The 11798-nt window shown below is 47.5% G+C and carries 6 protein-coding genes and 1 tRNA gene; 3 read left to right on the plus strand and 4 right to left on the minus strand.

Annotated elements, in window-relative coordinates; translation table 11 throughout:
- Nucleotides 1-82: 82 nt before the first annotated feature.
- From ACDC99_RS01360 to pepT, 3 genes are all read right to left on the minus strand, one after another.
- Complete coding sequence (locus tag ACDC99_RS01360; protein ID WP_370755478.1) at nt 83-1030, minus strand: DMT family transporter; 948 nt, start codon at nt 1028-1030, stop codon at nt 83-85.
- Nucleotides 1031-1322: 292 nt separating this feature from the next.
- Entirely contained in the window at nt 1323-3611 is a 2289-nt protein-coding gene (locus ACDC99_RS01365) for a cation:proton antiporter domain-containing protein (protein ID WP_370755480.1), read from the minus strand.
- A gap of 547 nt (nt 3612-4158) precedes the next feature.
- Nucleotides 4159-5382: a peptidase T gene (pepT, locus tag ACDC99_RS01370; protein ID WP_044065518.1), complete on the minus strand. Its 1224-nt coding sequence runs from the start codon at nt 5380-5382 to the stop codon at nt 4159-4161.
- Nucleotides 5383-5798: 416 nt separating this feature from the next.
- On the opposite strand from pepT, the gene ACDC99_RS01375 reads away from it, so the two are divergent.
- From ACDC99_RS01375 to ACDC99_RS01385, 3 genes are all read left to right on the plus strand, one after another.
- On the plus strand, nt 5799-8042 hold the full coding sequence (locus ACDC99_RS01375) for a TonB-dependent receptor (protein ID WP_370755482.1): 2244 nt from the start codon (nt 5799-5801) through the stop codon (nt 8040-8042).
- 130 nt (nt 8043-8172) lie between these two features.
- Nucleotides 8173-9030, plus strand: a complete 858-nt coding sequence (locus ACDC99_RS01380; RefSeq protein ID WP_370755484.1) for a GLPGLI family protein — start codon at nt 8173-8175, stop codon at nt 9028-9030.
- Nucleotides 9031-11373 (plus strand): carboxypeptidase-like regulatory domain-containing protein, encoded by a 2343-nt coding sequence (locus tag ACDC99_RS01385; protein ID WP_370755486.1) that lies wholly within the window; start codon nt 9031-9033, stop codon nt 11371-11373.
- 323 nt (nt 11374-11696) lie between these two features.
- Here ACDC99_RS01385 and ACDC99_RS01390 read toward each other — a convergent pair.
- Nucleotides 11697-11770: transfer RNA gene (locus ACDC99_RS01390), tRNA-Arg, on the minus strand.
- Nucleotides 11771-11798: the final 28 nt, after the last annotated feature.

Raw genomic sequence — 11798 nt, forward strand, 5'->3', positions numbered from 1 at the left:
AGGTTCCTTCCCTTTGGGAAGGTCAGGATGGGTTGTCCTTTGGGAAGGTCAGGATGGGTTCTATGGTCATGATGGTTCCTGTTCAGCTCTTCCATCTCCATTTCTTCTTCATCTTATGACCGATGCGGGAGAATACGTATGTGATATGCTGCGTAGGCAGGGATTTGCCCGTAACGATAAGAATCACGGCAGTCAGAATAAGCAGGATGCCGATGCCGAGACGCATGCTGAAAGACTCGCCGAAGACGAATATGCCGATGCATACCGCCGTGATAGGTTCCAAGGCTCCCATCACCGCAGTAGGAGTAGAGCCGATGTCGTGTACGGCTACTACCATGAGCACCAGTGATATCACCGTAGGGAATACGGCGAGCACCAAGGCATACACCAGTTCGTGCATGGAGGTGAGCGGCTGCAGCCGGGCGTCGGGACCTACGAAGGAATAGCCGATGAGGATGAACGTGCCGATGAAGAGCACATAGAACGTGAGCTTGACCGACGACAGGCGCAGCGACGACTTGTTGACCACCACGATATACACGGCATAGGTGAGCGACGATATGATGACGAAGAACACGCCGATGGTGGACAGTGTGGCTCCGTCGCCACCCTTGTATAGCAGACTGATGCCACTGAGGGCGAGGATGATGGAGACTACGGTGACTGCCGTGACACGCTCCTTGAAGAACACTGCCATTATCACTGCCACCATCACGGGATATACAAACAGGATGGTGGAGGCGATGCCGGCATCCATGAAATTGAAGCTGAAAAACAATGTCAGCGACGATGCCACCATCAGTGTGCCGAGCGTTGCCAACGTCTTTATCTCACGTAGCGTCACGGCAAACGACTTGCGCTGTGCCACCATCATCACTGCGAGAATCAGTGTGGCGAAGGCGTAACGATAGAAAATCACTGAGTTGGTGTTCAAACCGTCGGCATAAAGGTTCAGGGCACCAAGCGGGTTAGTGCCATAGCTGACAGCGGCGAGGATGCCGCAAATCGTACCTCTGATCTTTGGATTCATTTCTTGTTATTATTCTCTTTTATTGGTGTTTTAAAATAGAAAGGGGAAGATCTTGATGGGCTATATAGGACAGGATGGGCTGAAGTCAGCAGAATCTCATCTGCAAGGCAATCAAGGATTAAGAATTGGAATCCTCTTTAACCCAAATCGGTTATTAGGGCTTGCTTGGATTTTGTTATTTTAGAAGAGTGGATTTTGTTTGGCTTTTAATGAGTAATAGCGAGCTATTGCGAATTAAAAACAAGCAAAAGACACCTTATAAAAAACAAAAGACTGCAAGCAGTTATTAAAATTACACTTTAAACGTCCTAATGACCGATTTGGGTTTAATCCTGTTGGCCTTCTGCAGCCGTTCCAGGTCTTCCTTTTCACCTACCACCCAGATAGTGTCTTCATCAGCAAACTTATGGTCGGGAGTGAGCAGCGAGAGAGCCTCTTCGCCTTCCTCCATACCCACCACCATACAGTTGTATTCGTCGCGGATGCCACTCTCAGAGAGGGTCTTGCCGAAGAACTGCCCGTCCCGGCATATCACGAGCTGGCGCAGTTTCATCTCCCTCTTCTCTATGTCGGGATCTTCGGGGTGGAGGTCGCTTCGCAATGCCTTGCCGAAGGCCGTCAGCTGGTCGTCGTCGCCAATCACCTGCAGTTTGTCGCCCGGGAATATCAGGTTGTCGCCGTTGGGGATATTGATGCGTTGGGTGCCGCGCAGAATGCTGCTCACGTTCACTCCAAACCGCCCCCTCAGTTTCATGTCCGCCAGTGTCTTGCCAGCCCAGCGTGAATCCTCCGGCACGTCGAAGTCGGAGATATGAATGTCTCTGTCGAGCAGATGGCCCTCATAGAGCGGACGCTTGTGGCCGTAGACCTGTGCTTCGATGTCTTTCGACCGCAGGTTGCGTATGAACATCCTCTCCATCTCTATGCTTCTCCTCTTGAGTCTTCTCGACAGTACCATCAGTGTGACCATCGTAACGGCGATGACTATCATCAGCGCATGGGTGAAGCGGGTGAGATAGTTGCAGATATAGAATATGAAAGCCATGGCTATCATGAAGCGCACGATGATGGTGACGATGAGCGGAGCGTGGTTCATCCAGTTCTCTTGCCACAGCGCCTTGAACTCCTCGCTGTGGTTCTTCTTCATCACCATGGCTCTCAAGAACGGCGCTATCATGGCAATCGTCATCAGTCCGCATGTGGCGTTTGCCCACCAGTGGGGCAGTATCTGGCGGAGCGGGATAAGGGCGAAGGTGAACATCAGCGTTATCACCGCTACGGAGAGGATGGAATATACCAGAGTGATTCTGAACAGCTGTATCAGCAGTTTGCGCCAGTTGCCCTGTGGGGCAGAGGAGGGACGGCTGATGGCGAAGTCGTTGAGTATATGTATGATGTCCTTTGACAGATGCTTCTCCAGCTTGTTGTAGGTCGGTGTGGAGAGTCTTATCATATATGGCGTGAGGAATGTGGTGATGACACTCACCGCCACCACTACCGGATAGAGGAAATTGCCGATGACGCCGAGCGACAGTCCGAGCGAGGCAATGATGAACGAGAACTCACCGATCTGAGCCATGGAGAATCCGCACTGCATGGCAGACTTCAATGACTGTCCGCTGATGAGGAAACCGAAGGTGCCGAAGAGGGCCTGCCCGACGAGGATTGTCAACACGAGGACGAGAATCGGCACACTGTATTCCACGAGAATCTTCGGGTCGACGAGCATACCCACGGAGACGAAGAATATCGCTCCGAAGAGGTTCTTCACCGGTTCCACCAACTTTATTATCTTCTCTGCCTCTATCGTCTCGGCAAGGATGGAACCCATGACAAACGCACCGAAGGCGCTGCTGAATCCTACCTGTGTAGACACCACTGCCATGGCGCAGCATAGACCGAGCGATATGATGAGCAGCGTCTCGCTGTTTATCAGTTTGCGCGACGAGCGCAGCAGCCACGGAATGGCGAATATGCCCACCACGAACCACAAGACGAGGAAGAACCCGATGCGCACCACGCTGCCCAGCATCTGTCCGCCGTCGAGGTTGGCTCCCGATGCCAATGCCGAGAGCATCACCATCATCACTATGGCGAGCATGTCTTCAAGGATGAGCACGCTCATCACCATGCCGGCAAAGCGCTGCTGCCGCAGTCCGAGGTCGTCGAACGCCTTGTATATGATAGTGGTGGAACTCATGGCGAGCATTCCGCCGAGGAATATGCAGTCCATGCGTCCCCATCCGAAGGTGTGGCCAACGGTGATGCCCAGCGCCATCATGCAGAACACGATGGCGCACGTGGCAATGATGGGCGACGAACCCATCTTGAGAATCTTCTTAAACGAGAAATCGAGTCCCAGCGAGAAGAGCAGGAACATCACTCCGATGTCTGCCCATGTGTGGATGTCGGCGATGTCAACCACCGACATGGTGTAGGGCATGTTGGGACTTACCAGAAAGCCGGCAACCACATATCCGAGGACAAGTGGCTGCTTCAGCCTTTTGAAAATAATAGTCACTATTCCCGCCACAACGAGAATAAGGGCAAGATCTTTTATAAGGTGTGGTAATTCGCTCATACTGTTTGCGTCATATCTGTAATTCATAATATGGATTATGGCACAAAGGTACGAACTATAATCAGTATAAACAAAAATGTGGCAGAAGGAATTATCCGATTTGGTCTTTTGCAGTTTTTCTGTATCCTATCAAACCATACCATAGTATCACGAATTCACAGAACAATGGTATTTTTCAACAATAGTCATCAACCATCTACGTCACATATCCGTTATGTACATATAACGCTGTATTCATGGATAAAGCATAGACTCGTATTCGTAAAGCATAGACTTGTAATCTCTAAAATACATACTTGTAATTCATAAAATATAGACCTCGGATTTCCCCCACGCCGTGGGGAACAGAACCCCCTAATGTGGGGATGTCTTCCCCCTGGCGTGAGGAAAATACGGGATGCCCAAAGGCATGATACTTCTATGATACTTTAATGATACTTTTCTGTAAAAAATCCAGAAATGTATCATCGGGTTAAGTCCTTGGCCTATAATGTTTTAGAGGCTTGGCGGCGGTCTGGAATGATACTATGATACTAATAAGGAAACCTTAGTCGTTGTATCCAGCGGTGAGCTCACATATCTTCACCACTGTCTGCATAGCCTTCTCCATCACCTGGATGCTCACGAACTCGTATGGTCCGTGGAAGTTCACGCCGCCGGTGAAGATGTTAGGACAAGGCAGACCCTTGAACGAGAGTTGTGCTCCGTCGGTGCCGCCACGTATCGGCTGCACCTTTGGTGGCACGCCGCAAAGCTCCATTGCCTTCAACACGATGTCGATGACGTGCATGTTCGGGTCGATCTTCTCCTTCATGTTGTAATACTGGTCGTTAACGGCAATCTCCACCGTTCCCTCACCGTATTTCTCGTTCATCTTGTCTACTACAGAAACGATGAACTTCTTGCGGTCCTCAAACTTCTTGCGGTCGTGGTCGCGTATGATATACGACATCTTGGCGTGTTCGGTGTTGCTCTCTATGCCCAGCAGATGATAGAAGCCCTCGTAGCCCTCAGTGGTCTCCGGTCTCTCGTCGGCAGGCATCATGCCTGCGAGTTCAGTGGCGAGCATGCTGGCGTTCACCATCTTGCCTTTGGCGAATCCAGGGTGTACGCTTACTCCATTGATGTTTATCTTGGCAGCGGCAGCGTTGAAGTTCTCGTATTCCAGGTCGCCCAGGTCTCCGCCGTCGATGGTGTATGCCCACTGGCATCCGAATTTCTCCACGTTGAAGTGGTGGGCACCCATTCCGATTTCCTCGTCGGGGTTGAAGCCCATGCGGATGTCGCCGTGCTTTATCTCGTCGTGGTCGCGCAGCCAGCACATGGCCTGCACGATTTCAGCAATACCAGCCTTGTCGTCGGCACCGAGCAGCGTGTGGCCGTCGGTCACGATGAGGTCCTCTCCTTTGTGGGCAAGCAGCTCAGGGAATTTCTTTGGTGATGACACGATACCCTCTGAGAGCACGATGTCGCCGCCGTCGTATTCCTTCACGATGCGTGGCTTCACGTCCTTGCCGCTGCAGTCAGGTGATGTGTCGTAGTGGCTGATGAATCCAATAGTAGGAATTTCCTTCTTGGTGTTCGCCTTGAGAGTGGCATAGATATATCCCTGCTCGTCCATTTCCACGTCGGCAAATCCTTCAGCCTTCAGTTCGTCGCGAAGATATTCGGCGAATATCAGTTGCTTACTGGTGCTTGGCACTGTCTGGCTCTCTTCAGCCGACTGTGTGTCAAACTTTACATAGTTGAGAAATCTTTCTGTTATGTTCATATTAAAATAAGGTTTATTAAAGTATTCTGCTCAATATCGTAGCAAATTTATGAATGAATTTCGGAATAAACAAGAAAAAAAGGATAAATTGTGTTCATTCCGCTATCGCCGGTCCTGTTTACTAAATGTAAAATGCAGCGTATGTCGTTGATATATAAAATGTTGCTTGAAAACGACATCTGTATGTCATAACGAACCATTTATCAAATGCCGGTCCAATTTGTCAATGGTGGTTACATTGTTTGGCAAGACAATGATACACCTCAATGACTGATGTTATGTGAGAGAAGTTTCAGTGCTGATTTATATAGCTTGCAGAAAATAATTTGCTTTTATTATGTATTGAGTTGATTTTGCATTATCTTTGCCTTTGTAATGTTTTGAAAAGGAAATGATGAATCAAAATGAATCTGTGGATGAATAGAATAATAAGATTTTTATTTATACTATCATTAATGCCGATATCTGTTTATTCTCAATATTCTGTTCGTGGATTAGTGATAGACGATAATGGATCACATGTAAATGGAGCGCAAATATCCCTTTATCAGAATGGGGAACTTGCAGCATTGACACGTTCGAATGTTGATGGCGAATACTCCATTGACAAGGTTTCTCAAGGGAAATATCTCTTGGTTGCAAGTTGCGTCGGACTTGCAAGTGAAGAGGATTCGGTTTTGGTGGATAGGGATATGTCCCATAATTTCATACTTGAAACGAGAGATATAATGCTTGATAGTATTGTTGTAAATGGTAAAAACAATTATGCTTCATCAAGAGGACATGTGTTCATTTTGTCGAAGAAGGCTAAGGAGAGCGGAAACCCTTTTGTCGCCTTGCAAGAAATTCCATATATCTATAGTGACCCTGTAAATGAAACCGTTCGTTCTTCTGATGGTCAGTCGATGATGATTCTCATAGACGGAATTAGAGTGAATTCGGGAATAAGTCCTATTGATCCGTCTCGCATCAAGTCTGTGGAGATAATCGATGTGGTTGGCGCAAAGTATATGCGGCAAGGAGTAAAACGTATTCTAAATATAAAACTAAAGGAAACTTCGATATATACTTATGCACAGTTGGCTGCTCATGCCGATTATCCAGAAAAGTCCTTTTTTGCTATACCGAAGTTTGAAGTCGGTAACAGTAACATTTCTCTTTACGGTGATGCTTCTTTCGGTGTGAGCCATAGTAGGCAAAAGAATACTTATAATCTTGTATCGCCAATGTTGGTCAAGTCCTATTCCGGGGATTCTAAAGGTAAAGAAGTAGATTATGACTATTCGTTGATGCCAAAGTGGCGTATTTCGGAAAAAGATTATTTTGCAGCATATATTCAAGGAAATGTAAATAGGGAAACCAATAATAATACTTCTAATGGTGAATCGAATCACCATGATATTTCCCGTGGCAGTACATCAGACTATAGTTCCCATCTGTTTTCGGCAACAGCATACCATAAGCACCTCTTTTCAGAAGATGCTGAAATAGAAACGTACGCAGTATATTCGGATAATCGGGCTGAAAATACTAACAGTCTGGAAGAAAATGCAAATGGGAATAAAGACTTGAATGCTCAGAAATATGACAATAGGCACAAACAGCTTACATTGACAATGAACTTTACTAAAGACTTTGACAATGGCGGGAGTCTGGAAATAGGGAACGAAACGCAATACTCTTATGACAGGATTGAGAACATTGGCATTGAAGATTTTCTATTCAGTCATCACCGTTTGAATGAATACGTATTTGCCGGATATACCGGGATGTTGGTGCGAAAACTGACATACGATGCTTCAGCAGGAATGGAGTATGTCTCTATGAAATCAGACAGTATAATTCACCGTTATTTCAGACCGCGTCTCTCTCTTGGCTTGTATTATAATATAACTAATAACTTGAGCACACGGTTCAGCTATACATATAGTAACACACCACCGCCTGTCGCAATGCTTTCTCCATACAATACTTCTGCTGATACGCTTCTTGTCAGTCATGGAAATCCTTACCTTATGCCTTCTGAAACGCATTCTTTCGGATGGAATTCGTCATATCTTATAGGCGGCTTGTATCTTAATACGAGTGTGTCTTATGGAATATCAAACGACATCATTGAGCCTGTACACATTGAAGAAGGAGATGGTGTGCTGCTCACTACATATGGGAATATGGGACGTTATCGCTCATTGAAGTTGAAGTATTATATGTCATGGCGTATCAGAGGTTTGTTTTTAATGATGGATTTAGCTCACAACGTCAGTTATTATACAACGGCTGGAGCAAAAAAACATTTTTCCGGTATGTTGATGTTGAGTAAAAAATGGGGAAAGATAGAAGCACGTACCGCTTTTTCCTATCAGAATTACTTACACACCGAATTCTCGAGGACCAAAAACTACAACCCAGAGAGCAGTCTCACACTCTCGTATAGTTTCACACCAGATATCCTACTGTCAATAGGATGCTCAAGCTTTATTGGTAATCCGCGTAGTAAAACTACGATAAGTACTGGCCAATACAGGAGTGTTGCATATTTAACGAAAAAGACATTTACTCCATGGATTTTATTCAGGTGGAGTTTTAGAAAGAACGATAATAAAAAAATAGGACTTGAAAACGAAATAATGCGTGACCATGAGAACAAGATAAAACTGTAAACGGCTCTTGAAGTGTAATATAATTTAAAGGAGTTGCTAATATCAATGCTTCTTTGTTCCATTTCATAAATTTTCCCTATTTTTGCAATAATCTTATATTCCCAATCAGAAATAATTAAAACTGACAGATATGCAAATCAAGAAGATAACGGCTTTATTCATGATGCTGGCAGCAGTGGCGAGTACGGCATTCTCGCAGTCTGTGCATGGCGGTTCATTGCCACCGCTGAAACCGGTGGAGAAAACGGTGTATGACACGGCATACGTGAAGGTGTATTATGAATTCTCATACAGACCAGACTCACTCAGCAAGGGGAGGAAGGAGGGTCAGACGATACTGCTCGTGGGCGACAAGGCACAGAGCTTCGTTGACTATTTTGACGACAGGACAGATTTTATCAACGACTCGCTCGCCGCTGCCAAACGCCCACCGATGGAAGCCTTCACGATGAATATGGGAATGATGAAAAGAATGGCATACACATATCCATTGGTGATAGACCGCAGTCGCAATGTGGCAATCATACAAGTGGACAACGTGAACACATACCAGTACACCCAGCCAGTTCCGGAAATCAGTTGGCAGACCGTAGAAGGCGACACCACGATATGCGATGTGGCATGCAGGAAAGCCGTGTGCCGTTTCGGCGGCAGAGACTGGACGGCATGGTATGCCCCTACGTTTGATTTGCATACAGGACCATACCTCTTCGGAGGATTGCCAGGGTTGATATTCAGTATCTGCGACACAAAAGACAACTACCGCTTCACGCTGAATGGACTGGAAAACCTCGGCAAGGGAGTGCCCGTATATCTCAAGTCGGGCAACAAAATATTGCATACTACGCGTGACAAAGTGCGCAAGGCAGTGGAAAACGAACAGGCTGACATATACAAAGCTTTCCAGTTGCAGAACCCGGGTGCGGTGTTCACTCCACAGGCTGGTGACACCGGCAGACGCCCCTATAACCCTATAGAACTCGAATAGATGAAAAGAATACCCACTCTGCTGTGTGCTTCACTCTGCGTAATCATCGCTGAAGCCCAGAATGAAGGAGACGGAATACGCCGTACGACGAAACTGCCGGAAGTCACTGTCAGACTGAAACCTGTGGAGCAGGTTGGCGACACAATAAAATACAACGTGTCTGCCTTTCAGGGCAAGGACGACCATTATCTGGAGGATGTGCTGAAAAAGATGCCCGGGATACAGGTGTCGCCAAACGGTACGATACTCTATAAGGGCGAAACAATAAACCAGTTTAATATAGAAGGACAGAACCTCCTCGGCAACAGATACAGTCAGGCAACGCGCAACCTCCCCGTAGAGGCGATATCACAGGTGCAGGTGATGGAGAACGACCAGCCCATCCGTGCACTGAAGTCTACGGTTCCGTCAGACAGGGCAACGCTGAACATCAAGCTGAAGAGCGGCTACAAGATGCGTCCCTTTGGAGAACTGGAAGGTGGAGCGGGATATGGCGAGGATGCCACATGGAACAACCACCTGTCGGTGATAAACATTGCCGCCAAGAACCAGCTGCTCCTCACGGCAAAGATGAACAACACAGGCGAAGACCTCAGTGGCAATGCCGTATCAAACAATATCAATGTGAGCGACCTGGAAGGCTACGTGGCATTGCCGCGCAACAGCGTGAACGCTATGGAAAACATCTTCTCGCCGATACCGCAGCAGCGCTATCTCAAAAACAAATCGTATTCCGTCGGATTCAACCACATGCATAGGGTGGGGCGGTATGGCGGACTGCGCACTAACATCGACCTCTATTCCACTGCCGACAACCTTGCCGACAGTACCTATTATCTCTATGGCGGAGCACATACCGCCACTCTCTCGCAGAGCAACCGCATAAAGGTGGGCGAGAAGACCATCGCCCCAAAGTTCAGATACGAGCTAAACGCCCCCAAAGTGTATCTCCTCGACCAGCTGTCGGCATCCCTCTCTTATCATACGGGTCAGAACGACATCTATAGCAACGGCAGACAGGTGGGGCAGCAGGTGACACGCCATCCGTCATACGTCCAAAACAAGTTGGCGATGACGATAAGTTCCGGTCTGCATACCTACAACATCGGTTCCACGCTCTTCTACTTCCGCCGAAGCGAGACGTTGGCGGCGACTGATGCCGGGGGAGTCTATGACATCCGTGAGCGCATCGGTTTCAACCGCTTCAAGACAGCCAACAGTATTTCCACGTCATTCCCCCTGTTCGGCAATATCCTCGACCTGAGATACGAATTCTCATATCTCTCAGACAGGGTGAGGATTGACGCTGCCGACGACAACGACAACAGCAGTCTGCTCAACACCATTGCCCCTTCATACACCATGCGCTATTCCAAGGACATACTGGTGCTGGATTGTCCCATAAACCATTATGCCGCAAAGATACCATGGCGGTCAGGTGGAAGACATGTCAACCGGACATACCTCTCGCCATCCGTGCGCTGGAACCACAATTTCTCACCCCAATGGCGACTCACCATCGCCGGGGCAATACAGCAGAGCGCTGACGACGATGTCATAACGCCGCAGGCTTACCGCTCCGACTACCGAACTCTCACCGCTACCCCAGACCGCATGGGGTGGGCACGGTCGTCGAATGCGTCGCTGAAGATAAACTATGGCGATTTCGTGAATATGTTCACATGGAACCTCCTTGCCACAATGTCGTGGCGCCATTCCGACTGGCGTTTTGCCTATGATATCAGCAACGACCTCACGAAGCTGACTCCTCTGTGGCAGTCTGCCACCACACGCTATCTCATGGCACAGACACGGGTGGAGAAGACTTTCACACAGGTACATGTCGCCATACAAGGCACCGTGAGCTACAGTCGCAATGAGTTGCCGGTGGTACAGAACGGACTGCAGCAGCGTGTGGTGTCGAATGTCGCCACGTCGTGTCTGTTGGTAAGATGGTATGATCTGTCGTGGCTGCAGGTCACCAACGAGTCAACCTTCAACCTCTCCTGGCAAGACCGTTATGCCAACAGCAACAGTCAGACGCTGAAAAGCCTTTTCAACGATTTCAGTCTTGTGCTTTCGCCCATCAGCCGTCTCTCTCTTACTGTGTCATGCGATTACTCTTTGTTGGAGACATCCAAGGGTGAGTATAACTCCATCCTGTTTGCCGATGCCAAGCTGCTCTATACTCCATCCAAGAGATGGGAACTGGGTCTGCGTATCGACAATGCCCTGAACCGCAAGCAATATGTAGACGCTTCCTTCACCGGTTTCAACTACCGTTATTTCTCACTTCCTTTGCGGGGCAGAGAAGCAATGGCCACGGTGAAGTACAAGTTTTAGAATAGATGGCTGTGGGATTCAACCCCACGACCTTCAGAACTTTTTATTTCCAGATATCAGCTATTGATGGTGATAATGGCTATTGATGGAATAATGATTATTGATGGGATAATGTCTATTGATGAATAATGTTGAAATTGCTTGTCGCATATATATAAACAAGTGACTCCGGTGGGATTCAAACCCACGACCTTCAGGACTTTTTCTTTCCAGATATCAGCTATTGATGGTGATAATGGCTATTGATGGAATAATGATTATTGATGGGATAATGTCTATTGATGAATAATGTTGAAATTGTTTGTCGCATATATATAAACAAGTGACTCCGGTGGGATTCAAACCCACGACCTTCAGAACCGGAATCTGACGCTCTATTCAGCTAAGCTACGGAGCCATAAAATAATAGTCACAATATATATATA

Origin of the sequence: Prevotella pectinovora, assembly GCF_041323955.1 — a bacterium.
GTDB lineage: Bacteria > Bacteroidota > Bacteroidia > Bacteroidales > Bacteroidaceae > Prevotella > Prevotella pectinovora.

What these genes read in the sequence shown, in the direction of transcription:
- ACDC99_RS01385 (WP_370755486.1), top strand. Translation starts at nt 9,031, where the DNA reads ATGAAAAGAATACCCACTCTGCTGTGTGCTTCACTCTGCGTAATCATC.
- pepT (WP_044065518.1), bottom strand. Translation starts at nt 5,382, where the DNA reads ATGAACATAACAGAAAGATTTCTCAACTATGTAAAGTTTGACACACAG.
- ACDC99_RS01360 (WP_370755478.1), bottom strand. Translation starts at nt 1,030, where the DNA reads ATGAATCCAAAGATCAGAGGTACGATTTGCGGCATCCTCGCCGCTGTC.
- ACDC99_RS01365 (WP_370755480.1), bottom strand. Translation starts at nt 3,611, where the DNA reads ATGAGCGAATTACCACACCTTATAAAAGATCTTGCCCTTATTCTCGTT.
- ACDC99_RS01375 (WP_370755482.1), top strand. Translation starts at nt 5,799, where the DNA reads ATGAATAGAATAATAAGATTTTTATTTATACTATCATTAATGCCGATA.
- ACDC99_RS01380 (WP_370755484.1), top strand. Translation starts at nt 8,173, where the DNA reads ATGCAAATCAAGAAGATAACGGCTTTATTCATGATGCTGGCAGCAGTG.